Origin of the sequence: Propionibacterium sp. oral taxon 192 str. F0372 (assembly GCF_000413315.1) — a bacterium.
Taxonomy (GTDB): domain Bacteria; phylum Actinomycetota; class Actinomycetes; order Propionibacteriales; family Propionibacteriaceae; genus Brooklawnia.
Window position 1 is genome coordinate 2147620 of the sequence record NZ_KE340297.1, and the last position, 24375, is coordinate 2171994.

Annotated in this window: 20 protein-coding genes and 1 pseudogene; 19 read left to right on the forward strand and 2 right to left on the reverse strand. The window is 60.8% G+C overall.

What is annotated here, in order from left to right:
• The first annotated feature begins 81 nt into the window (after positions 1 to 81).
• From secD to HMPREF1531_RS10045, 4 genes are read left to right on the forward strand one after another with little or no spacing between them, the layout of a single operon-like run.
• Positions 82 to 1725 (forward strand): protein translocase subunit SecD, encoded by a 1644-nt coding sequence (gene secD / locus HMPREF1531_RS10030; RefSeq protein WP_156860318.1) that lies wholly within the window; start codon positions 82 to 84, stop codon positions 1723 to 1725.
• Between the two features lies 1 nt (position 1726).
• A complete protein-coding gene (secF, locus tag HMPREF1531_RS10035; protein WP_016669842.1) occupies positions 1727 to 2917 on the forward strand; it encodes a protein translocase subunit SecF in 1191 nt (396 codons plus the stop codon).
• On the forward strand, positions 2914 to 3456 hold the full coding sequence (locus tag HMPREF1531_RS10040; RefSeq protein ID WP_016669843.1) for an adenine phosphoribosyltransferase: 543 nt from the start codon (positions 2914 to 2916) through the stop codon (positions 3454 to 3456). The genes secF and HMPREF1531_RS10040 overlap by 4 nt, the downstream gene beginning before the upstream one ends.
• Before the next feature lie 42 nt (positions 3457 to 3498).
• Positions 3499 to 5841: a RelA/SpoT family protein gene (locus HMPREF1531_RS10045; RefSeq protein WP_016669844.1), complete on the forward strand. Its 2343-nt coding sequence runs from the start codon at positions 3499 to 3501 to the stop codon at positions 5839 to 5841.
• Positions 5842 to 5927: 86 nt separating this feature from the next.
• On the opposite strand, the pseudogene HMPREF1531_RS10050 reads toward HMPREF1531_RS10045, so the two are convergent.
• A pseudogene (locus HMPREF1531_RS10050) lies at positions 5928 to 7210 on the reverse strand (DUF349 domain-containing protein).
• On the opposite strand from HMPREF1531_RS10050, the gene HMPREF1531_RS10055 reads away from it, so the two are divergent.
• The 8 genes from HMPREF1531_RS10055 to HMPREF1531_RS10095 all read left to right on the forward strand — a co-directional run bounded on the left by HMPREF1531_RS10055 (position 7203) and on the right by HMPREF1531_RS10095 (position 15372).
• Positions 7203 to 7886, forward strand: a complete 684-nt coding sequence (locus tag HMPREF1531_RS10055) for an MBL fold metallo-hydrolase (protein ID WP_016669846.1) — start codon at positions 7203 to 7205, stop codon at positions 7884 to 7886. The pseudogene HMPREF1531_RS10050 and the gene HMPREF1531_RS10055 overlap by 8 nt on opposite strands.
• Positions 7886 to 9223, forward strand: a complete 1338-nt coding sequence (gene hisS, locus HMPREF1531_RS10060; protein ID WP_016669847.1) for a histidine--tRNA ligase — start codon at positions 7886 to 7888, stop codon at positions 9221 to 9223. The genes HMPREF1531_RS10055 and hisS overlap by 1 nt, the downstream gene beginning before the upstream one ends.
• Before the next feature lie 167 nt (positions 9224 to 9390).
• Positions 9391 to 11202, forward strand: a complete 1812-nt coding sequence (aspS, locus tag HMPREF1531_RS10070; protein ID WP_016669848.1) for an aspartate--tRNA ligase — start codon at positions 9391 to 9393, stop codon at positions 11200 to 11202.
• 169 nt (positions 11203 to 11371) lie between these two features.
• Positions 11372 to 11734 carry a hypothetical protein gene (locus tag HMPREF1531_RS10075; protein WP_016669849.1) on the forward strand — a complete coding sequence of 121 codons (363 nt, stop codon included), beginning with the start codon at positions 11372 to 11374 and terminating at the stop codon, positions 11732 to 11734.
• Between the two features lie 8 nt (positions 11735 to 11742).
• Positions 11743 to 12804 carry a hypothetical protein gene (locus HMPREF1531_RS10080; protein ID WP_016669850.1) on the forward strand — a complete coding sequence of 354 codons (1062 nt, stop codon included), beginning with the start codon at positions 11743 to 11745 and terminating at the stop codon, positions 12802 to 12804.
• Between the two features lie 19 nt (positions 12805 to 12823).
• The gene (locus HMPREF1531_RS10085) at positions 12824 to 13312 is read left to right on the forward strand and encodes a hypothetical protein (RefSeq protein ID WP_016669851.1); all 489 of its coding nucleotides are present in this window, start codon (positions 12824 to 12826) and stop codon (positions 13310 to 13312) included.
• Complete coding sequence (locus HMPREF1531_RS10090; RefSeq protein WP_016669852.1) at positions 13309 to 13875, forward strand: hypothetical protein; 567 nt, start codon at positions 13309 to 13311, stop codon at positions 13873 to 13875. The genes HMPREF1531_RS10085 and HMPREF1531_RS10090 overlap by 4 nt, the downstream gene beginning before the upstream one ends.
• Before the next feature lie 129 nt (positions 13876 to 14004).
• Entirely contained in the window at positions 14005 to 15372 is a 1368-nt protein-coding gene (locus tag HMPREF1531_RS10095) for a replication-associated recombination protein A (protein ID WP_016669853.1), read from the forward strand.
• Between the two features lie 19 nt (positions 15373 to 15391).
• Here HMPREF1531_RS10095 and HMPREF1531_RS10100 read toward each other — a convergent pair whose 3' ends face one another.
• Positions 15392 to 16381: a YihY/virulence factor BrkB family protein gene (locus HMPREF1531_RS10100; RefSeq protein ID WP_198011038.1), complete on the reverse strand. Its 990-nt coding sequence runs from the start codon at positions 16379 to 16381 to the stop codon at positions 15392 to 15394.
• 48 nt (positions 16382 to 16429) lie between these two features.
• On the opposite strand from HMPREF1531_RS10100, the gene alaS reads away from it, so the two are divergent.
• The 7 genes from alaS (at position 16430) to HMPREF1531_RS10135 (ending at position 24299) form a co-directional block, all read left to right on the forward strand.
• Positions 16430 to 19105 (forward strand): alanine--tRNA ligase, encoded by a 2676-nt coding sequence (gene alaS / locus HMPREF1531_RS10105; RefSeq protein ID WP_036899032.1) that lies wholly within the window; start codon positions 16430 to 16432, stop codon positions 19103 to 19105.
• Positions 19098 to 19577 (forward strand): Holliday junction resolvase RuvX, encoded by a 480-nt coding sequence (gene ruvX, locus HMPREF1531_RS10110; protein WP_232210237.1) that lies wholly within the window; start codon positions 19098 to 19100, stop codon positions 19575 to 19577. Before alaS ends, ruvX begins: the two co-directional genes overlap by 8 nt.
• 4 nt (positions 19578 to 19581) lie before the next feature.
• A complete protein-coding gene (gene mltG / locus HMPREF1531_RS10115) occupies positions 19582 to 20742 on the forward strand; it encodes an endolytic transglycosylase MltG (protein ID WP_016669857.1) in 1161 nt (386 codons plus the stop codon).
• A gap of 94 nt (positions 20743 to 20836) precedes the next feature.
• Entirely contained in the window at positions 20837 to 22033 is a 1197-nt protein-coding gene (gene aroC / locus HMPREF1531_RS10120; RefSeq protein WP_036899042.1) for a chorismate synthase, read from the forward strand.
• The gene (locus tag HMPREF1531_RS10125; RefSeq protein WP_016669859.1) at positions 22026 to 22532 is read left to right on the forward strand and encodes a shikimate kinase; all 507 of its coding nucleotides are present in this window, start codon (positions 22026 to 22028) and stop codon (positions 22530 to 22532) included. Before aroC ends, HMPREF1531_RS10125 begins: the two co-directional genes overlap by 8 nt.
• A complete protein-coding gene (aroB, locus tag HMPREF1531_RS10130; protein WP_016669860.1) occupies positions 22529 to 23608 on the forward strand; it encodes a 3-dehydroquinate synthase in 1080 nt (359 codons plus the stop codon). The genes HMPREF1531_RS10125 and aroB overlap by 4 nt, the downstream gene beginning before the upstream one ends.
• A gap of 1 nt (position 23609) precedes the next feature.
• Complete coding sequence (locus tag HMPREF1531_RS10135) at positions 23610 to 24299, forward strand: FMN-binding negative transcriptional regulator (RefSeq protein ID WP_016669861.1); 690 nt, start codon at positions 23610 to 23612, stop codon at positions 24297 to 24299.
• Positions 24300 to 24375: the final 76 nt, after the last annotated feature.

Genomic DNA, 24375 nt, shown 5'->3' on the forward strand with positions numbered 1-24375 from the left:
TCGAACACCAACGCCGCCGACTACCGTCCGGGACGAGTCCTTCTCGGTTTCGGCGCGGTTCTTGCTTTGCTGGTCGTGTTGATGGCCGTCGCTGGAACCTGGACGCCGCGTCTGGGCCTCGACCTGCGGGGCGGTACCACCATCACCCTCACTGCAGTCACCAGCGACGGCAGCGATGTGCCTGCCGAGAACTTGGAGACGGCCCGCACCATCATCCAGAACCGTGTCGACTCCCTCGGGGTGGGCGAGGCCTCGGTGACTATCCAAGGAAACGACCAGATAGAGGTCGCCGTTCCCAATGTGAATTCCGACGAACTTGTCGCTTTGGTGGGCACCACGGCACGTCTCAATTTCCGCCCAGTGATCAACGTCAACCAGGGTGTTCCGGCTAGCAGCCAACCCTCCACTTCGCCGAGTGCCCAGTCCAGCCCGTCTGCCGAACCGACCTCGGCTCCCTCCCAGACCCAGGAGCCCAGTGCCGAGCCAACCGATCCGGCGTCGACCGCCCAGCGTGGCCCGGCTCCCCAGCTGCCAACGGCACCTCCCTCATCGTGGACCCCGCGTCCGACGGGCTCCGATGTCAAGGAGGTCGATCCGGCCACCGCGATCGAGTACCAGGCCAGCGAGCAGGATCTCGCTGATTTCGGAAGCTATGTCTGTAAGGATGACTTCCCAGATGCCGCCGATCAGCCGCTGATTGCCTGCGACCAGGAGCAAGAGATCAAATACCTGCTCGGTCCGGTTGTGCTGTCGGGGGAGCACGTCTCGGATGCCCAGGCGGGTATTCCCCAGGGTTCGTTGAACTGGTCGGTGCAGTTGTCCCTTGATGACGCTGGCGCCCAGATCTTCTCGGATGCCACCAATCTGCTCGCTGCCAAGCAACGACCTCAGAACCAGTTCGCCATCGTCTTGGACGGTGAGGTCATTTCGGCGCCGCGTGTCGAGGAACGGATTTCCGGAGGGCAGGCCTCCATCTCGGGCGAAGGTATCAACGAGCAGACGGCCCGCTCCCTGGCGTCTACCCTGCGTTACGGTGCACTGCCGATCGACTTAGAGGTCTCCTCTGTGGACACGGTGTCCGCCACCCTGGGCGGAAACCAGCTGTCCGCCGGTATGGCTGCCGGTTTGATCGGTCTGGGCTTGGTCATCGTCTACTCGGTCATCTACTACCGAGGCCTGACCGTGGTGGTCGTCGGTTCGCTGCTCGCAGCGGCTGCGGTGACCTATACCGTCATGGTCTTGTTGGGCACCGTCGTCGGTTTCGCCCTGAACCTTCCAGGCATCGCCGGTGCCATCGTGGCGATCGGTGTGACCGCCGACTCGTTCATCGTTTACTTCGAAAGAATCCGCGACGAGATTCGCGAAGGTCATTCGCTGCGCCACTCGATCGAATCCGGTTGGCGTAAGGCTCGTAACACGGTACTCATCGCCGACGGTGTCCAGTTGCTTGCTGCCCTGGTGCTCTACTTCTTGGCGATGGGTTCGGTGAAAGGCTTCGCCTTCACCCTCGGTGTCACCACCGCCATCGACCTGTTTTTGGTGGTCTTCTTCACCCATCCGTTGATGTCGTTGCTGGGACGCACGAAATTCTTTGGTGAAGGTCACAAGTGGTCCGGCTTCTCCGCAGAGCACATCGGAGTGTCCCGGACATCGTTGCTGGGACGCCGGGGAGGAACCCGGCGCCAGAAGGGTCAATCACCGATCACCGTTGGGCAGGAGGGCTGAGATGGCCACCACGACTTCGTCATTCACCCATCGGCTCTATACCGGTGAGTTTGCCTTCGATTTCATCGGAAACAAGAAGCGCTGGTTCACCATCACGGTGATCGCCCTGCTCATCGCCGTCGCATCGATCACGCTGCGAGGTTTGAACCTGGGCATCGATTTCGTTGGTGGATCGGTCTTCCAGGCGCCGGTGCAGGTGACCGAATCGACGGTGAATGACTACGCATCCGTTGTAGGGGGCACCGGGGTTTCCGAGCTCGATGCCCAGGTTTCGACCATCGGCGACTCCGCAGTGCGGGTGCAGACCCGCTCCCTAAACAATGACGAGGTGAACACCGTGCGCTCGGCCATCGCCGAGAAGGCTGGCATCAGCTCGGAGGATGTTGCTTATTCACTGATCGGCCCATCTTGGGGCAAGCAGATCACCAAACAGGCGGTCATAGCCTTGGTGGTATTCATGGTGCTGGTCGGGCTGCTCATCTGGGCTTATTTCCGTGAATGGAAAATGTCGGTGGTGGCTCTGCTGGCCTTGTTCCACGACATGATCATCACCGTCGGGGTGTACTCGCTGATCGGTTTCACGGTCTCCCCGGCGACGGTCATCGCCGTGCTAACGGTGATGGGCTATTCGCTCTACGACACCGTCGTGGTCTTCGACATCCTTCGCGAGCAGACGGTGAACCTCAACAAGCAGACCCGCACCTATTCCCAGGCTGCGAATGCGGCGATCAATCAAGTGCTGGTTCGCTCCATCAATACCACTCTCATCGCGGTGCTGCCGGTCGCTGCCATCTTGGTCGCAGGCCTTGTGGTGCTCGGCGGGGAGGGTCCGCTGGCGAATCTGGGGCTCGCCATGCTGGTCGGCATGACTGCTGGCGCCTACTCGTCGATTATCATTGCTACTCCGCTGCTGGCGGTGTTGCGGGAACGTGAGCCTGCCATGATCGCCCATCGGGAGCGGCTGAACCGTACTAGGCGCAAGGGTAGGGCGAAGGTGAGTGCGGTCGCCGTGGCATCCTCCTCGGCATCCCCGTCAGATGTCCCGTTGTCGGTCAGCCCCACCGAGGGCGTGACCGAATTCGCATCCGAGGAGATGGACATCGACGTTTCTGATGAGCAGAACCTTCCGGCGCCCGGCAGCGGTGCCCGCCATCAGCCCTCGAAGGGTTCGCGCGCGTCGAGGAAGAAATGACCGTGGATCCCAGAACCTCCCTCATCGCCTCGAAAATCCGAAACGTTCCGGATTTTCCGAAGCCAGGCGTCCAGTTCAAGGACATCACGCCACTGGTGGGTGATGTTGAGGCACTACGTACTGCGGTAGAACTGCTGGCGGAACAGGCTCCCGCCGTCGACGCGGTTGTCGGGATCGAATCGCGTGGATTCCTTTTCGGTGCGCCGCTGGCCATGGCCTTGGGTGTAGGTTTCGTCCCGGTGCGCAAACCCGGCAAACTGCCCGGAGCAGTGATTGAGGAGGCCTTCGACCTCGAATACGGTTCCTCGGTGCTCGCTATGCATACCGACGCCCTGGGCCAAGGGCATCGGGTGTTGCTGGTCGACGATCTGCTTGCCACCGGGGGGACGCTGATCGCTGGGGCGAAACTTGTTACCAGATTAGGTGCCGAAATCGCAGGGGTGCAGGTCGTCGTCGAATTGGCGGATCTTCTGGGACGGGAGAACTTGGCCACAGCCGGACTGCGGAACCTGGTCTCCTTGGTGACGACTACGGACTAGTCTGGGCATTTCGTAGCCGGACACGAGGGGAGGGAACCGTCGATGAGCGATGACAGTGTCTACGGGCCCTACGGTCCCGTTCGCCCCCGGTCCCAGATATCATCGGCTCCGCCAGCGACCTTGGACCGCATCGGTTCGGGCCCCGAGCAACCCAGGCTGCGGATGCGTCAGCGCTTCGCTTGGTTCGGGGCAGCCAACCGGTCTCCGCAATCTGCCGTCCTTGACCCGCTGTTCGCCGTAGTCCGGGCTAATCACCCGAAGTCTGATCTCACCCAATTGGAGCGCGCATACCACACCGCAGAGCATTACCACCGTGGCCAGAAGCGTAAATCGGGGGAGCCTTACATCACCCATCCGCTGGCGGTTGCAACGATTCTCGCCGAACTGGGCATGACCTCCTCGACCCTGTGCGCGGCCCTGCTCCACGACACAGTGGAGGACACTTCCTACACCTTGGAACAGTTGCAGACCGATTTCGGTGAGGAAATCGCGCTGCTCGTCGATGGGGTAACAAAACTCGACAAACTCCAGTACGGGGAATCCGCCAAGGCTGAGACAATCCGCAAACTAGTCGTAGCTACTGCTCGCGACGTACGGGTGCTGGTGGTCAAGCTCGCCGATCGGTTGCACAACATGCGAACCCTCACCTATTTGCGACCCGACAAGCAGGAACGAATCGCCCGCGACACCCTCGACATCTTCGCACCGCTGGCCCACCGGCTGGGTATGAACACCATCAAGTGGGAATTGGAAGACCTCTCTTTCGCTACCTTGCAACCCAAGGTCTACGAAGAAATCGTCCACCTCGTCGCGGATGCAGCCCCCCAGCGGGAACGCCAGCTGCGTGAGGTGATCGACCAAGCGAAGAAGGACCTGGCCAGTGCCGGGATTAAGGCCACCGTCTACGGACGGCCCAAGCACTACTACTCCATCTACCAGAAAATGGTGGTGCGTGGCCGGGACTTCTCCGACATCTACGACCTCGTGGGTCTACGCGTTCTGGTCGATTCGATCCGGGACTGCTACGGTGCGCTTGGCGCGCTGCATACCCGGTGGAATCCGTTGCCTGGCCGGTTCAAGGACTACATCGCGCTGCCGAAATACAACATGTACCAGTCGTTGCACACTACCGTGCTCGGGCCTGGCAACCGACCAGTCGAGTTCCAGATCCGTACCCACGACATGCACCAGCGGGCCGAGTATGGTGTCGCGGCCCACTGGAAGTACAAGGAGAACCCGAGTGCCACCACTGGCGACGGGACAAACAATCTGACGTGGGTGTACCAGCTCAACCAATGGCAGCGGGAAACTAATGATCCCGGTGAGTTCCTGGACACTCTGCGTTTCGAGTTGAACACCTCCGAGGTGTATGTCTACACCCCCAAGGGTGATGTGCTGGCCCTGCCGACTGGTGCCACCCCGGTCGATCTTGCCTATGCTATCCACACCCAAGTGGGGGACAGGTGCGTTGGTGCCCGGGTAAATGGCAGGCTCGTCCCGTTGGACACCAAGCTCAACAACGGCGACATGTGCGAGATCCTGGTCTCCCGTGCCGAGGATGCCGGGCCCTCGCGTGACTGGCTCGGTTTCGTTGCGTCGCCTCGGGCCCGTTCCAAGATCAAGGCTCATTTCTCCCGGGAACGCCGGGAGGAGGCGATCGAGGAGGGCAAGGATTCCCTGGCCCGCCAGTTGCGTCGTTCCGGACTTCCGCTGCAGCGGATGCTTACCGTCGAATATCTAACCTCCGTCGCCAATTCCTTTCGTCTGCCCGATGTCAATGCTCTCTACGCGGCAGTGGGGGAGAACCACGTCTCGGCGCAGGCCATCGTCCAGAAACTTATCGAGGTCACCGGCGGGGTGGAAGAGGCCGCGTCCGAGGGCTTGGAAGACGAACGGATCAATCGTCGCCCGAGACGGCGTTCTGCGGCCTCCAAGGACGTCGGTGTTGTGGTGGACGGCGATTCCGATATGTGGATCAAACTCGCCAAGTGCTGCACTCCCTTGCCAGGTGATCCCATCATGGGATTCATCACCCGGGAGAACGGGGTCTCGGTGCACCGTAAAGACTGCCCAAATGTCGCCAATTTGTTGACTACTCAACCGGAACGCGTCGTCGGGGTGGACTGGGATTCCTCCACCGGGGTGGGTTACCTGGTCTCGGTGCAGGTCGAGGCGCTGGATCGCACGGGGTTATTGTCTGAACTCACCAAGGCTCTGTCGGAGATGGGGGTCTCGATCACCGCGGCATCGGTGTCGACGGCCAAGGATCGCACTGGGCGGATCCGGCTCACCTTCGAGTGCTCCGATCCCAAACACCTCAAAGAGGTGCTGTCCCAGGTGCGACGCATTCCCGGAGTCTACGACGTCTACCGCATCGCTCAGTGACACTGACGCACCGCACCTGGTGACCGTGTATGCCCTGACTGCCCGGCCCCTGCAGGAGAGACCAGGCAGTCAGAGCGCGGGAAGATTCAATCGGTGAACTCGTCGAGCGCCTTGCGGGCTTGCTCCATCCACGTGGTGTAAGTGGCGATGGATTCCTTGGCCTTGGTGGCCTTACGGGTGTCACCGGTCTTCTCGGCCGCCTCCACCTGGGCGGTCAGCTTCGCGATCTGCGCCTCGAACATCTCCACTGTGTCCTGAGCACGTTTACGGGCTTCGGGATCAGTGCGTTTCCACTCGGCCTCCTCGGCCGCCTTGATGGCATTCTCCAGGGCTCGCACCCGGTTCTCCAGGGAACGGATCTGGTCCCGGGGCACCCGCCCGTGCTCGTTGTACCTGGCCAGGAAGTCCCGGTAGGCGGCACGGGAGGCTTTGATGTCGGTGACTGGGACGATGGTTTTCTCGGCCTCGTCCAGCAGGGCCTGTTTAGCGGTCAGGTTTTCCCGATAGCTCGACTCCTCGGCGTTGAAGGCTGCGGAGCGGGCATCGAAGAATTGGTCTTGGAGGCCCCGGAACTCCTTCCAGAGTTTGTCTTCCACATCACGCGGAGCCCCACCAGCTGCCTTCCACTCGGCCATGAGTTCCCGGAACTCGGCTGCGGTGGCAGTCCAGTCCTGGGAGGATGCGATCTCCCGGGCCCGGGAGATGATCTCCTCCTTCACCCTGCGAGCCTGCTCGCGGCGCGCATTGTCGGCAGCGAACTGGGACTTGCGGTTGCGCGTGTAAGTGGTGCGAGCCGCGGAGAAGCGGTGCCACAGTTCGTCATCGGTGGCTTTGTCGATGCGGGGGAATTTCTTCCACTCCTCAAGCAGCGCGCGGAAACGGTTCACTCCGCCGCGCCAGTCACGACCAGCTGCGATGCGTTCTGCCTCAGCAACCATCTGCTCTTTGGCGGCTTTGGTCGCCTCGTTTTGTGCGATCCGTTCGGCCCTGCGGGCCTCCTGGGCGGCCTGAAGCTCGGGAGTGAGTGCCTCAAGTCTGGTGATGAGCCCTGCCAGATCGCCGACGGCATTGGCCTCGGTGATCGAGGTCTTGAGATGGTCGATCGATTTGGCGGCCTCCTGCGGTGACAGGGAGCCATTGCCGATGCGTTGGGTGAGCAGGTTCACCTCCGTCTCAAGCGTCTGGAAGCGTCGCACGAAGAACGCCATCGCATCGGAGGGATCGACGTCGGGTACTTGTCCGACCCTGCGTTCGCCGTCGGGGGTGAAGACGTAGACGGTGCCATCGTCGGTGACGCGACCGAATTCAGTGGGCCCTGCACTTTCGCTCATGGTCCTATCTTGCCCGATAGGCTGGTTGTTGTGTTCATCGCATCATTCCCCACCGGACCGTGGCAGGCAAATTGCCACATTCTTGCCAACGCCACAGGCGACGATGCTCCTGCCGTGGTGATCGACTGTGGTGTCGCCGCGGCGGGTGCCGTCACCTCCGTGCTGCAGGAGCATGGCTTGCGTTTGGCCGCAGTGGTAGCCACCCACGGTCACTTGGATCACATTGGTGATTCGGCTGCACTCGCGAATTTGCATCGGGTGCCGATGTATTTGCACCCCGACGACATGTTCATGCTCACCGCACCTGCCGCGGGTCTCGGACCGGGGAGCGAGCCCCTCGTCGCGCAGGTGATGGGGAGCCTTACCCTGCCCGCTCCCGATGACCTGCGTCACCTCGTCGATGGCCGGGGTTTCACCGAGGCCGGTATCGATTTCGAGGTTTTCCACCTGCCTGGCCACTCGCCGGGATGCGTGAACCTGCGCATCATGGTTGATGGAACCCCGATCGTGTTCACCGGTGACGTGCTATTCGCCGGATCGATGGGCCGCGTCGACCTACCGGGTGGAGATCTAGCGACGATGCGTGGTTCACTGCGGCGCATCGTGGAGACCTATTCCCCGCAGACGAGTATCCTTCCGGGGCATGGGCCAGCCACGACGATGGCCCATGAGTTGGCCACGAATCCGTATCTCGACAAGGAGGCGCTCGCCTGATGGCCCGTCCCAAGCCCCTATCCGGCTTCCCCGAGTTCCTTCCTGCTCAGCGCATCGTCGAGCAGCGGGTGACCGATATCGTGCGCAGTACCTTCGAACTCCACGGATTCGCCAGCATCGAGACCCGTGCCGTGGAATCCATGGATTCGCTGACCCGCAAGGGTGAGATCACCAAAGAGGTTTATGTCGTCCGGCGACTGCACGCCGTCGAGAATGAGCACGGGGATGATCTGGGGTTGCATTTTGACCTTACCGTTCCGCTGGCCCGCTACGTGTTGGAGAACTCGGCGCGGCTCGCATTCCCCTTCCGGCGTCATCAAATCCAGAAGGTGTGGCGTGGGGAACGCCCGCAGGAGGGGCGCTACCGGGAATTCACCCAAGCCGATATCGACATCATTGGCGAGAACACCTTGGCAGCCCACCACGATGTCGAGGCGCCGCTGGTGATGTTGGATGCTTTGGAGGCCATGCACACCGAACTCGGATTGCCCCCGGCACGGATGCACGTCAACAACCGTAAGCTATCAGAAGGCTTCTATCGCGGGCTCGGCATTACCGACACCGCTGAGGTGCTGCAGCGCGTCGACAAATTCGACAAGATTGGGCCTACCGCGGTGGCTGAGTTGCTGACCTCCGAACTGGGACTCAGCGATGAGGTGGCGGGCAAGTGTGTTGAACTAGCCACTATCTGCACCCCCGACGATTCATTCGTCGCGGCGGTGCGGAAGCTGGGGGTGCACTCGGAGATGCTCGACGAGGGGCTCGATGAACTCGCCGAGGTGCTCAATGAAGCACGTCGCCAGGTACCGGGACGGATGGTTGCGGATCTCAAGATCGCCCGTGGGCTGGACTACTACACCGGCACCGTCTACGAGACTGAACTGGTGGGGCACGAATCCCTCGGATCGATTTCCTCGGGCGGGCGCTACGACTCTTTGGCCAGTGACGGTAGGCGCACCTATCCGGGGGTCGGCATCTCCTTGGGCCTCACCCGTTTGCTGGCTCCGCTCATCCAGCGCGGTGAAATCGTCGCCACCAGGCCGGTGCCCTCGGCGGTGTTGGTGGCTGTTGACGCCCCGACGGCCCGCGGTGATGCGATGGCCGTCGCCAAAGCTCTGCGAGCCAGAGGAATTTCCTGCGAGGTGTCCCCGGATGCTGCGAAATACGGAAAGCAAATCAAACACGCCGACCGACGGGGGATTCCCTTCGTGTGGTTCGGTGGAATTACTGGCCAAGTCAAAGACATTCGCTCCGGGGAACAGATCGACGCCAGCGCCGACTCGTGGAACCCGCCGACCGGTGACCTGCGCCCACAGGTACATGCCTCCGGAAAGTGAGTTCACGCTTTCCCGGTTCGCGCAGCATAGCGCGTGAGCGCTGCACGCCCTTGGTCGATGACATTTGGGCGGGCACGTCGGTGTTCCGATTGGGTGGCCGTGACGAGGACGCCTAGACTCTCGGGTGCATCGGCACTGTCCATGCCGGGCATGTTGAAAGGAAGATCGTGATTCGCAACCACCTAGCCGGGGCCCTTGACTCATCCACTATCGGTACCGAGGTCGAGCTGGCGGGGTGGGTGGATGCCCGCAGAGATCACGGTGGGGTGGTCTTCATTGATCTGCGTGACAGGGCCGGTGTGGTGCAGTGCGTTATCCGTGAAGAATTGGTCGACGACCTTGGCGCCCACAAGCTACGCAATGAATTTTGCCTGGCGGTGCGCGGGAAGGTGGAGGCTCGTTCTGCCGACACCGTGAACCCGAATATGGCCACCGGCGAGGTGGAGGTCGCGGTCACCGAGATCGAAGTGCTCAACCCCTCGGCGCCCCTGCCCTTCCCAATCGACGAGCGGGTCAATGTCGGTGAGGACGCGCGGCTGAAGTACCGCTACCTTGATCTTCGCCGTCCGAGGCAGGCCCAGGCAATGCGCCTGCGGTCCAGGATCACCCACACCATCCGCCGGGTGCTGGATGAGTACGATTTCGTCGACATTGAGACCCCGACCCTCACTCGCTCCACTCCGGAGGGAGCCCGCGACTTCCTAGTTCCGGCCCGGCTGCACCCGGGCTCTTGGTATGCCCTTCCGCAGTCACCCCAGCTGTTCAAGCAGCTGCTCATGGTCGCCGGAATGGAACGTTATTACCAGATCGCCCGCTGCTACCGTGACGAGGACTTCCGTGCCGATCGCCAGCCCGAGTTCACCCAGCTCGACATCGAGATGAGCTTCGTCGACCAGAACGATGTGATCGCCTTGTCGGAGGCCGTCATGCGTGAGGTGTGGAGGATCATCGACGTCGAACTGCCTGATCCGATGCCGCGGATCACCTGGCACGAGGCGATGGACAAGTATGGCTCCGACAAGCCTGATCTTCGGTTCGGCAATGAGTTGCACGATCTCACCGAGTTCTTTGCGAACACTCCCTTCCGGGTCTTCCAGGCTGACTACGTGGGCTGTGTCGTGATGCCCGGTGGGGCTTCGCAGCCGCGTCGCCAGTTCGATGCCTGGCAGGAATGGGCGAAACAGCGTGGAGCCAGGGGACTGGCCTACATCACCGTCGGTGAGGATGGCATCTTGGGTGGGCCGGTGGCTAAGAACATATCGGATGAAGAGAAGGCGGGCATTGCTACAGCAGCCGGAGCCGAGAAAGGCGACGCGATTTTCTTTGCGGCAGGCGAGCAGCGCAGCGCCCAGGAGTTGTTGGGGGCTGCCCGGCTGGAGATCGCCCGACGCTGCGAGATGATCCCAGCCGATGCATGGGCCTTTTGCTGGGTGATGGATGCCCCGATGTTCAAGTCGGCGGCTGCCGCCACTGCCGACGGCGACGTGGCCCTGGGGCATTCCCGCTGGACCGCGGTGCATCACGCCTTCACCTCACCCAAGCCGGAATCGATGGATACCTTCGATACCGATCCCGGATCGGCCCTCAGCTACGGCTACGACTTTGTCTGCAATGGCGTGGAGGTCGGCGGCGGATCGATCCGTATCCACCGCCGCGACGTCCAGGAGCGGGTGTTCGGTGTGATGGGGCTCTCCGAACAGGAAGCCCAGGAGAAATTTGGCTTCCTGCTGGAGGCCTTCGCCTTCGGGGCTCCGCCGCACGGTGGTGTCGCTTTCGGCCTGGACCGGCTGGTGTCACTCATTGGCGGGTTTGAGACCATCCGCGACGTGATCGCCTTCCCGAAGTCTGGTGGTGGTTTCGATCCGCTCACTGAGGCCCCAGCCCCGATCACTGCTCAGCAACGTAAGGAAGCTGGCGTGGATGCCACCTCGGACAAATCTTCGGATGCGCAGAACGCCGCAGAGTCTACGAAGGCCTGACAATACCGAGATCTCATTCCAGCTCCATATCCGGTGAGTGATCCCGGGCGGGGCTGCCATCTGAGCACTGGGACACTGGATACGGCCCCGGCTATCTAATAGCTTCTTGCCAGCGGCGTCGCCCACGACGGAGCGGGGATGCTGCTCTAACCCCGGCAAGGAGGTCTTGATGACCGAGTTCAATCCCGCCATGTGGAAGGAAGCTGGTGCGGCAATCGAGAAAGTTGCAGATGCTCTCTATCGCAGTGCTGAGGGAATCGCTCTCGCAGAACCGCTCGTGTACTTGGACGGCGCGTCACCGATTGATGCAGCGATCATTGCTAGAGACGGCAAGTGCTGTCTTCCTTGGCATAATTTGGTTGGCGCCGCGAACGATGGGTTGACATCGTTGGGGTCAAAAATGACTGCTACTGGTAATGATTATGAAGCCACTGAAGAAGGAAATATTGCGGCCGCAAAACGCTTTTGGGAAGTTGATTCAGAAGAGGTTTCTCGAAGAAATAGTGCACTGGAAAAACTTGAAGAAAGCTAGGATTTTTTATGTATGAAAAGATAAACATGGTGATTCCTGATCCTGATGTGGACAGGCTGGAGACTCTCGGAGATACCTTCACGAGTTATGCCGAAGCGTTGATTTCTGCAGAGGGAAAAATATCTCAAGTAATTGCTAGCATTCTTGAATATAATTCTGGTCCTGCTGCGCACCAGTTTCAACTCTCCGAAACGTCAGTAACGTCAATTCATTCACATGTTCAGTCATTGATACCGGCCGGGAGGAATACTGCACGAGCCTACTTGGAGTCTGCAGCTGCAGCCAAGTATGCAGTGACAACTTTGGATGGTCTCAATCAACGTTATGATGAGTCATATAATCAGGCTGTAAGAGGTGGTATCGGCAAAGAGGATGAAGCTTTCATAACCCTACTTGTTGAAGAAGCGAGCAAAACTATGAAGGCGATCGAATCATGGGCAACAAATAAAATTAACTCGCTTTTCGAAGATGTTGTATTGCCGGATCCTTTTCTCGAACTAATGAGTCGGGAAGATATTTATAAGCACGTAGATCAAAGGATTGCCGAAGAGTTCAACGAGATTGCTAGAAACGATCCGGAACGAGCTAAGCGTATCCTGCAAAAAGTGGCCGACGACTTTGCGGATTCTCACGGTTTAGAACGTATTCCTCTGTCGTTTGATGAAGCAGACTTCAGTAATGATAAAGTTAAGAATTCTGGAGGTTATTGTCAAGTGGACGATAACGGTAGAAGAATCAAGATTGCCTTAAATCCTAAAACTCTTGGTAGTGCTGTTGATAAAACTCCCAGAGATGCTGGTCCTGTCGAAAATTGGGCTCCTTATGAATTATTAGGTGCAGTGGAGCATGAAATGGAGCATCTTTATCAGAACAGTGGTAAGTATGACAATATTCCTTCCAGCATGGAAGCAGAAGAGAAGGCTCGATGGAAACGTCTTTTTCAGGATCATCTGAACGATAAAGGGTATGCGCCGAAACCTGTTGAAGTGGATGCGAGAGAGAAGGGGAGAAATTTTGCGAATCAGATGTCCTACAAAGATTTTGAGGAACTGTGCAACCAGGTTCCTTGATAATCGGAAGCGATGATGCATGAGCGTCAAGGAAAATTTCGGGCGGTGGGTTAACACTCGCAGTTCAGTGGATCGCCGGGCGCTGCAGAAGAGCATTGTGCGTGATCCCAGGTTCACCAGAGAGTTGGCATGGCAGTCGCGGGCCGAGCAGCTGCTGGCCGACGATCGGTGGGATGAGGTGATCCGCTTGGTGGAATTCCACATGCCCGGCGCCTTCCTGTCGCCCGTTGCCCACCGGCTGCTCGCCATAGCTCGGGAAGAGATCTATGACTCCAAGGGGGCTAGAGCCGAATGGGATCTGGTTCACTTATCATTGATCGCCATCGATGAATCTGGGAATGGGAATTATGCGAAGCCATGGCAAGTGTTTCATGTCGCCGACGAGTATGCCTTGCTCAGCTGGAAAGAACTGACCCCTGAGGCCCAGCGCTGTATCCTGACGAAAGATGGAATCGTCGATGTGATCACCTGCACCGACGGCTCCGAGAGGTGGTTCCGGCTCATATGAATCTTTCCAAGGTGATCACCGATCTGGAAAGCACCGAGATCCAGGGGTTCTTCGCCCGGATGTGTGCGAGACGGCTGGAGGTACTCCACCTGCCCAGAGATCTATCGCACCAGGACCCCGACGCATTCCAGAAAACCTTGCGCACTCTGCTATCGCGATTACTTGCTCGGCATTCCGCCGATCTAATGGCAAACATGCATGATGAGCTTCTCAAGGACGAGCCCAAGGAGATTACTGATTTCCTGGAGGCCCAACTGGCCAAGTGCAATCCCGATGCTGTCGTTCACCGAGAGGATTGGCGATTCCCCGACAGGGCAGACGGACGCGACCAGACTCGACTGGTACACGTCGCGCTGCGCAACAAAACCGTGGAGACAGTTGAGGTAGCCGGCTGCTTCGACAGGGGAGGCCGCTGGGTGGGCAATGCCATTATGCAAGCCCTCAACCAAGCACTGGAACGTCGGGAGAGCGACGTCAAGCACCTGTTTGAACGCTATCCGGTGGCTCCGGTTACCCCCGCCGATCGAGAAGAACTCCTTGAACGCATCCGAGCACTTCGCTGAGGTAGTCCGGGGAACCTGATCGAACGACGGAAAGCATTGAGAACACAGCGGTCGTCTGCGCGGTCGTGGTTCTCCCCCGGTAACACCTTCGGTCCAAGATCTTTGCCGCACCTCGGTTAAAATTGTGGAGTGAGCGATCTGTTCGGAAACCCCGACAACACCGACGTCCAGCCCGACGGGGTGCTGAGCGGGTCGGAGCACGCCAATGTTCCTCTGGCTGTGCGGATGCGCCCCCGCACGATCGACGAGATCGTCGGCCAACACCATCTGCTAGCCGCGGGATCCCCCCTGCGTCGGCTCGCCGAGGGAACCGCGGCCATGTCGGTTTTCCTCTGGGGCCCACCTGGGGTGGGCAAGACAACCATCGCGGCAGTGGTCTCACGCCAGACCAACCGGCGATTCGTCGAGATCTCCGCAGTCACCTCCGGGGTCAAGGAGGTACGCACCCAACTCGAGACCGCCAAGAGGGAACTAGCTCGAGGAACCTACACGGTGCTGTTCGTCGACGAGGTACACCGGTTCAACAAGGCCCAACAAGACGTGCTGCTGCCCGCCGTGGAGAACCGGCTGGTGACCCTCATCGCGGCCACCACCGAGAACCCGTCCTTCTCGGTCATCTCCCCGCTGCTGTCCAGATCGCTGCTGCTCACCCTGAAACCACTCACTGACGATGACCTGTCGTTGCTGGTGGACCGTGCCCTGGACGAGGAACGTGGCCTGGGAGGGCGGTTCAGTCTCGCCCCCGAGGCCCGGGCGGGAATGCTAGCCATGGCCCAGGGCGATGCCCGTCGCGTGCTCACCTACCTTGAGGAAGCCGCCAGGGGAGCCGAGGCCCGTGGGATACAACTCATCGACCTGGCCATCCTGGAACAATCCGTTGACCGGGCAGCGGTGCGCTATGACGCGGACGGCGACCAGCACTACGACGTCATCTCCGCCTTCATCAAATCCATCCGCGGCTCCGACGTCGACGCGGCCCTGCACTGGTTGGCCCGGATGATCGAAGCGGGGGAGGACCCTCGGTTCATCGCTCGACGGTTGGTGATCTCCGCATCCGAGGACATTGGAATGGCCGCCCCCACCGTGTTGCAGACCTGCGTGGCCGCGGCCCAGGCCGTCCAACTGATCGGGATGCCGGAAGCCGTACTCAATCTCGCACATGCCACCATCGCGGCAGCCACCGCACCGAAATCCAACGCGGTGACCATGGCAATCAGTGCTGCCAGGAGCGATGTGGTGAACGGGCACATCGGGAACGTCCCGCTCCACCTGCGCGATGGGCACTACGCTATGGCGAAGGACCTGGGCCACGCGGTCGATTACAAATACCCACACGACTTCGAGCACAGCATCGTCGCCCAGCAGTACCTGCCCGACGAACTGCGCGGACGCCAGTACTACCGCCCGACACACAACGGTAATGAGGCCCAGATCGCCGAACGCGTGGCGGCAGTGCGCCAGATCCTGGGCGATCTCTCGGCATCCTCACAGCAGTAGAGGAAAGGGCCCGTTCGAGTCACTCCTTCGGTGCCAGTGCCCCCAGATCCGCAGCGAGTTTGTTGTCCTTGCGCATCCCAGCGACGATTCCCTTCATCGCACGCGGGGCAACCACCGCCCCGCGCCGGGCCTTCACTTCACCCCTGGCGATCTGTCGCAACCGCAACCGCTGGGCATCGAGATACACCCCCAACAGCATCGCGATGTTGACCAACCAGATGAGCCACAAGGCGATGATGATCCCACCGAGGGTGCCATAGGTGGCATCATAAGAGCCGAAACCCGAGGCGTAGAAACCAAAGCCTGAGGCCGCTGCAAGCGCAACCAGGACAGCGAGCACCGAACCTGGTGTGATGAACCGGAACTTGCCCAGTTCGGCGTTAGGGCAGAAGTGGTAAAGCATTGCCACCATCCCCATGACGATCACCATTACCACCGGCCATTTCACGATGCTCCAGACCGTCAGCGCGGTGTTCCCGGCGCCCAGGCGTGCACCGAGCCAGTGCAGCACCTCCCCGGAAAGCGTGACTAGGCCCACGAGAATCGCGAAGCCGACCAGAACCACCGCGGTGAGTCCGAACTGTGTTGCCTTCAGCCGGACGGTGCCCCGGCCCTCCTCGACGTCGTAGACTCGGTTGGCGGCTCGGCTGAACGCCGCCACATAGCCGGAGGCTGACCACATAGCTACCAGTAGGCCGACCACCAGGCCAAGGCCGGCACCGGTTGAGTCGAAAAAGGTCGTGACCATGTTTGTCACCACACGGGCCGTGCCGGGATCGGTGATGGATTGTTGCAGCAGTTGCGACAGCTCGGGCACCAGGGTTCTGCCGAGCCTGGAAAGTTTGAGAAGCGACACAACGCACAACAATGCTGGGAACACCGCGAGTACCGAGTAATAGGTGAGACCTGCCGCGATATCTGTTGCCTGGTTGGCATTGAACCGGTTGAGTGTAGATCGAGCCAAGAGGATGGCCCGGTGGCGCCGGGAGCCACAGCGAGGAACGTTCACCGCATCCACGCTACAGGACGAGGTAGTATCCGCTGGGTGACTGACATGCTGAAGGCTGCTGAGATCGGGCGTCGTTTCATCGACTTCTTCGCCGCCCATGATCACACCGTCGTGCCGAGCGCATCCCTGCTCCTCAACGACCCCACCCTACTGTTCGTGAATGCCGGCATGGTTCCCTTCAAGAACGATTTCCTCGACGTGGCGGCATCCCCCTACAAGAGGGCGGTGTCGCTGCAGAAATGTGTGCGAACCCTCGACATCGACGATGTTGGCAAGACCACCCGGCACGGCACCTTCTTTCAGATGCTCGGCAATTTCGCCTTCGGCGACTACTTCAAAAAGGAAGCCATCGAATGGGCTTGGCAACTGGTTACTAACTCCCAGGTCGATGGTGGCTTCGGGTTCGACCCAGCAAAGATATGGGTCACTATCCTGGGACCCGGGCTGCACCCCGACCTGCCCGATGGCGACGTCGAGGCGCGTAGGCACTGGCTGTCGGTTGGTGTCCCCGCGGATCACATCCAGCCCCGCGGCCTGAAAGATAACTACTGGTCGATGGGAGTGCCCGGCCCCGGCGGGCCCTGCTCGGAGATATACATCGACCGCGGACCGGAATTTGGTCCCGACGGTGGCCCCGACGTCGATGAGGACCGCTTCCTGGAGATCTGGAACCTCGTGTTCCAGCAGGAGGATCTTTCCGCGGTGCGGGCCAAAGACGATTTCGATGTCGCCGGGGCGTTGCCCACCAAGAACATCGACACCGGTGCAGGTCTTGAACGCATCGCCTACCTGCTGCAGGGTGTAGCGAACATGTATGAGATCGACGATGTCTTCCCGGTGATCGCTCACGCGGCCGAACTCACCGGCAAGCGTTACGGCGCCGATCCCAGCGATGACATCCGTTTCCGGGTCGTCGCGGATCACGTCCGTTCCGGCCTGATGCTGATGAACGACGGGATCACCCCCGGTAATGAGGCCCGCGGCTATGTGTTGCGTCGGTTGCTGCGCCGCGCGGTGCGCTCCATGCGTTTGCTCGGTCATGATGCAGCCTCCTTGGTGGAATTGCTGGATGTGTCGCGTCAGGTGATGTCGGTCTCCTACCCGGAGATAGACGAGCAGTGGCCACGGATCGCAGACGTCGCAGCCGCCGAGGAACAGTCGTTTACCCGGACCCTGTCTCAGGGCACATCGCTATTCGATACCGCGGCCCGGCAGACCAAAACCTCGGGCTCTAGGGTGCTTAGCGGCGAGAAGGCCTTCCAACTGCATGACACCTACGGTTTCCCGATCGACCTAACCCTGGAGATGGCCGCTGATCAAGGTCTCGAGGTTGATCTGGAGGCCTTCCGGAGTTTGATGGCCGAGCAACGCCAGCGGGCCAAGGCTGATGCCCAGGCCAGGAAGGGTGGGCTGATCGATCTGGAGCCTTATCACGTGCTCAGGTCGGCGGGGGAGACCCCCTTCGTCGGTTTCGACGACCTGGAACTGGAGACCAGGGTCATCGGTCTGGTGGTCGACGGTCAATCGGTCAGTGTTGCCCATGACCGGCAGAGCGCCGAGATTGTCCTGGCCGCTACACCTTTCTACGCTGAGATGGGTGGACAGGCTGCTGATAAGGGAGTCCTGGTGAGTCCGGCAGCCGAGTTGAAGGTTCTCGACGTGCAACGACCGGTACCTGGCCTCATCGTGCACAAGGTAACGCTCACCGGTGAACTTGCCATTGGCGATCCGATCATCGCCCGGGTCGATGCCGCCAACCGTCTAGGAGCCGCCCAGGCCCACACCGCGACCCACATCATCCACGCAGCGCTTCGCGAACTGGTCGGTCGCAACGCAACCCAGGCCGGTTCCTTCAACCGGCCCGGGTACCTACGGTTTGACTTCGCGTCGACCAAAGCCCTGAGCGGTGAACTGAAGATTGAGATCGAACAGCGCGCCAACCAGGCCATCCGCGACGATTTAGTGGTGACCGACACCCAGATGCCTCTGGAAGAAGCCAAGGCCATCGGAGCGATGGCCATGTTCGGTGAGAAATACCCACCGATCGTCCGCATGGTGGAGCTCGGCGGGCCTTGGAGCCGTGAACTGTGTGGTGGCACCCACGTCGCCAGCACCGCCCGGATCGGGATGCTCACCCTCCTGGGTGAACAATCCATTGGTTCGGGCACCCGACGTATTGAGGCCCTGGTATCGAGCGATGCGTTCAACCACATGGCTGCTGAACGGGCACTTGTCTCCCAACTCACCGGGTTGCTCAAGGTGAGTCCCGAACAACTTCCAGAAAGGGTGTCCTCGCTGGTCAACGACCTGAAAATGGCCAGCCGCACAATCGAGGAGATGCGTCTGGACGGTTTTCGCTCCGCCTTGGCTACCACTACCTGGCGAGAGGTCAACGGGGTAAGACTGCTGGCCAGGGTCTTGGACGGGGCTCAAGCCTCTGATCTGCGCAGCTTGGCCACCGACGCCCGCCAGAGCTGCGGTAACCAACCAGGTGTGGTCGTTCTCATCGCCAAAGGCGATAAACCCTCAGTCATCGTGACCACCAACCAACAGGCCCGCGACCGCGGTATTCGCGCGGGCGAGATCGTCGGCGTGGCGGCCGGTGTGCTCGGTGGCAGGGGCGGCGGCAAAGATGACATGGCCCAGGGTGGCGGAACCGATCCGACGCTGGCCGCTGCTGCACTTGAGGCAGCGCTACAGGCTGTGGAGAGTCGCATTGAATGAGTTCCAGCCCGGGGTGCGTATAGCGATTGACTGGGGAAAGACCAGGATCGGGGTGGCGGCTTGCGACAGTGAGGGACTGCTGGCTCGTCCGGTAGAGACCATTATCAACGGCCCAGCTGCCGTCGGCAGGATTGCCAAACTCGTCCGGGAGTTGGATGCGGTTGAGGTGATCCTCGGTATGCCGATTGACCTGGCGGGACGACAGGGGATCGCTGCCGATGCAATGATGAAGGTGGCTGATCGGATTGGCTGTCGCATCAAGGTACCGTTGCGGCTGCTTGATGAGAGGCTGACAACTGCAACGGCCCATCGGCAACTGGCAGCGGCTGGGCTTTCGGGCGTTGACCGGCGCGCCGTAATCGACCAGGCAGCTGCTGTTGCCATTCTTGAACAGGCCCTCGACATTGAGCGCGGCACAGGCGCTCCGGCGGGGGTCGGGTGGACACGGTCCCGAACCGTTGAGGAAGGATGACGCGATGTCGCGGTTCCTTGAAGAACCAACTCCGGAGGAACCGGAGATCGTTGAGGAGGAGTTCCTCCTCGACCGGGTCGCCAATGCTCCACGTCGGCATAAGCCCTCGTGGGGCAAGTCGCTGCTAGCTGTCCTGCTGTCTTTGGTGGTCGTGGTCGGCGGGGGATACCTCGTTTACTCCAAGGTGCACGGGTTCAAGTTCAGCTCAACTGCGGACTACCCGGGCCCCGGCGAACAGGACGTGACCGTCACGATTATCGCGGGCTCCACCATCTCACAGATCGCCGATACCTTGGTGGAAGCCGATGTTGTAGCCTCCTCTAAGGGCTTCGTACGGGTGGCCGAAGACAATCCGGCAGCAGCCTCCATCCAGGCCGGCAGCTACGTGATGAAGACGAAGATGAAGTCCACCGATGCCTTGGGGCTGCTCGTCAGCCGCACGACGATGGTCTCCCACAACATCACCCTGCGAGAAGGGCTTCGCAACAGCGAGGTAGTGGCATCCTTAGCCGAGCAGAGCAGTTTAACTGCCGAGCAACTCAATGCTTCCCTGGCCGATCCCGCCGCGCTCGGCATCCCGGAGTGGGGCAAGGGCAATCCCGAGGGATTCCTGTTTCCCGAGACCTACACCTACGACAACAACACCACTTCCACCCAAATGCTGGCCAAGATGACTGCCCAGTTCGACAAGATCTCCACCTCGGTGGACTTCGTCAACCAGGCCAAGGCGCGTGGCATCGACCCCTACGATGCGTTGATCGTCGCGTCCATCATCGAAAAAGAAGTCAACAACCAAGTTTATGCCAACGATGTCGCCCAGGTGCTGTACAACCGGCTGGCCAAGGGAATGAAGCTGCAACTCGACTCAACGGTGATCTACGCGGTCAACTCGCCCGGAACCATCACCACCACCGACGAGGAACGGGCGAACGACTCTCCGTACAACACCTATGTGCACGAAGGGCTGCCTCCCGGACCGATATCGAATCCGGGCCAGTGGGCCCTGGCCGCTGCGGTCAATCCGACAAGTGGCGACTACCTCTACTTCGTTGCGGTGAATCCAGACACCGGGGAGACCAAATTCGCCAATGACTGGGCCGGGCACGAAGCCAATGTTGCGCTGTTCCAGCAGTGGTGCCAGTCCAACCCAGATCGTTGTTCCTGAACTCTGCTGACACCTGCACAGCCGCGATGATGAGGTCCTGACCATCAGGTGTACTTGAGCGCACCGCATGGGTGGTTCTGGGACAATGGTCAGCATGCTGCGTTACCTCACAGCCGGTGAATCCCATGGAAGAGCCTTAGTTGCCACTATCGAGGGCATCCCCGCCCATGTGAAGATCTCGGCCTCGGACATCGCCGATGAACTGGCCCGGCGCCGCTTGGGGGCTGGGAGGGGTTCCCGGATGAAATTCGAGGCTGACGAGGTTACGGTGCTCACCGGGATACGACATGGCTCTACCCTCGGCTCACCGGTCGCCGTCATGATCGGCAACACGGAATGGCCCAAATGGGAACAAGTGATGTCGCCCGACGAGGTCGCCCCTCAAACGCTGGGCTCCCTGGCCCGCAACGAACCACTCACTCGGCCGCGGCCTGGACATGCCGACTTGGCCGGGATGCAGAAATACGATTTTGACGAGGCCCGCCCGATCCTGGAGCGTGCTTCCGCCAGAGAGACCGCTGCCCGAGTCGCCTTGGGAACTGTGGCGAAGAATTTTCTTGCCCAGGGCCTGGGAATCACCGTGCTGTCGCACGTGGTCCAACTCGGTGGCGTTGTGGCGAACCCGCACGGTTTCCCAACGATGGCCGACTTACCATTGATTGATGCTGATCCGGTGCGCTGCTTCGAGTCCGCAGCCTCTGAACGGATGCAGCAGGAGGTTGCCGACTGCCATGCCGCGGGGGATACCTTGGGTGGGGTTATCGAGGTGATCGCCTGGGGGTGCCCCCCGGGGCTCGGCTCACACACCCAGTGGGATCGCCGATTGGATGCCAAGCTCGCTGCCGCGTTGATGAGTATCCAGGCGATCAAGGGTGTGGAGGTTGGTGACGGCTTCGGTTTGGCCGGAGTCCGGGGATCTGCGGCCCATGACGAGATCATTCCCGGCCGCAACGGCATCGAACGTCTCACTCAGCATTGCGGAGGGACCGAAGGCGGCATGTCCACTGGTGAGGTCCTTCGGTTGCGTGCGGCGATGAAACCGATCGCGACGGTTCCCCGCGCTTTGCGCACCCTCGACACCACCACCGGTGAGCAGGCTGCGGCTCACCACCAGCGTTCCGATGTCTGCGCGGTCCCGGCAGCCGGGGTGGTTGCCGAGGCGATGGTCGCGTTGGTGCTCGCCGAAGCGACCCTCGAGAAATTTGGTGGGGATTCGCTGAACGAGGTTCGTCGCAACCATGCTGCCTACCTTTCGCGTGTCGCAGAGCGGGGGTTGTCGATCCATGACTGAATCTGCCGTGGTGCTGGTCGGTCCGATGGGGGCCGGCAAGTCCACTGTCGGTGCCCTCGTTGCCAGGCGGCTCGGCCGGGATTTCATTGACGTCGACGCCCGGATTGTCGAGCAACAGGGCCGGGAGATCTCCGAGATCTTCGCCACCGACGGGGAGCAGGAATTCCGGCGTCTGGAGTTGGAAGCCACCGGCCAGGCTCTGGCCGACTGTGGGGTTGTCGCCCTGGGCGGAGGCGCAGTGGTGACTCCACAGGTGCGTGAGGCACTCGGCGGACACCACGTCTTCTGGCTCACCACCTCGGTGGGCGAGGCCACCGCGAGGATGGGGCGGGATAGCGGCCGTCCACTGCTCGCCGGGAATGTGGCAGCAAACTGGACGCGTATCGCAACTCTGCGTGAGCCCCTGTACGCCGAGGTCGCCGACCACCGGATAAGCACTAGTGGACAGCACCCCGATCAAGTGGCGCGCACGATTTGTCAACTTCTGGAGGACATGTGAGCATCGTCGACGTACGCACCGAACGCCCTTACCGAGTGCGCATTGAGCACGGGGCGCTGGCGCATCTGCCCTCGCTGGTCCCCGATGCAGCCCGCGTCGGGTTGGTGCACAGTGAGCAACTAGCCGATGCCGCCGAGAAAATGGCCAACCACATGCCCGGTCGCATCATCCCGGTCCCAGTCCCCGACGGAGAGGCTGCAAAGAATCCCCAGGTGCTCGCATCCTGCTGGTCGCGACTGGCTGATGCCGGGTTGACCCGCTGTGATGTGGTGATCGGCCTGGGCGGGGGAGCAACCACCGATCTGGCGGGTTTCGTCGCAGCGAGTTGGCTGCGCGGTGTGGGATGCATCTTGCTGCCCACCACGGTGTTGGCGATGGTGGATGCCACCGTGGGTGGCAAGACCGGCATCAACCTGCCGCAGGGCAAGAATCTGGTCGGGGCCTTCCACGAACCGCTCGGTGTCCTCGCCGACCTTGACTTCCTGGCGACGCTGTCACAACGAGACATCAGTTCCGGACTCGCTGAGACGATCAAGGCAGGTTTTATCCGCGATCGACGCATCCTTGAATCCATCCAGGAAGATCCCGCCGATGCCTGCGATGCGGCATCGGATCGGCTGGCTGAACTGATCACCCGCGGGGTTGTATTCAAGGCAGAGGTAGTTGGTGAGGACCTGCGGGAAGCCACTTCAGTGGAGGCAGACATCGGTAGGGAACTGCTCAACTATGGCCACACTCTTGGCCATGCCATTGAGATCCATGAGCATTTCCGGCTGCGTCATGGGGAGGCGGTGAGCATCGGCATGGTCTTTGCGGCCCTGCTATCCCACCGGCTGATCGGGCTGCCGGAAGAAGCGGTGGAGACCCACATCTCCTGTCTGCGGATGCTTGGCCTGCCGGTGTCTTACGCCGATGCGCAGTGGGAAGATCTGAGAGAGTTGATGGCCCATGACAAGAAATCCCGCGGTACCACCCTGCGGTTCGTCGGGCTGCGGGAACTCGGTGTTCCCGAGATGATCACGTCCCCTGATGAGCAGGTGCTCGCCGAATGCTATGCCCAGCTGGGAAGGATCTGAGATGTATGTGGCCGAGCAGTATGCGATGACCCCACAACAAGCATGGGCTCACGTCGAGGATACCGGTGCGGGTGATTTGGTGACTCACTCTGAGCGCGGAATCGATGTGACCTTCTTGCCCTTCGTCGTAGTGCGCGACCAAGAACGAACCAGCCTCATCACCCATTTGGCCCGTACCAATCTGCAATGGCAAGACGAAGGGGAAGCCACCTGGGTGGTGCACGGCCCTGACGCCTACATCTCGCCTACCCTGTGCGATCCGCAGGCCCCAGACGCCCGAGTAGCCACAGTGCCAACCTGGGACTACGTTACCGTGCACATCACCGGGCGGCTGGTGGCCCACCATGACGAGGAATGGAAGTTCGAATCACTGCGTCAGATGGTCGACCGTTTCGAGGAGCGGTGGACCCTGGAGGCCGGAGGTATCAACCTGGTGCGCCAGATGCTTCCAGCCATAGTCGGGGTGGAGTTGGTGGTGACCGGAATCGTTGGGAAGGCGAAGCTATCGCAGAACAAATCGACCTCGGAGGTCACCCGCATTGCCGATCACCTGGCCACCACCGGACATTGCCCACACATCGCCGAAATCATGCGGCAACTCGCTGTGCCCTATACGGTGGCGCGGGAACAACGCGTGGCATGGGCAAAGGGATTGCGGCTGGAGAATAGGCGCGGTTCGGCAGCCACATGAGACTGGGTGCTCTCGCTCGGTTCAGCTAGAGTTGTCATTTGCGGGTTGACCGTCATGAAGCGATCGAAAGGGTAGT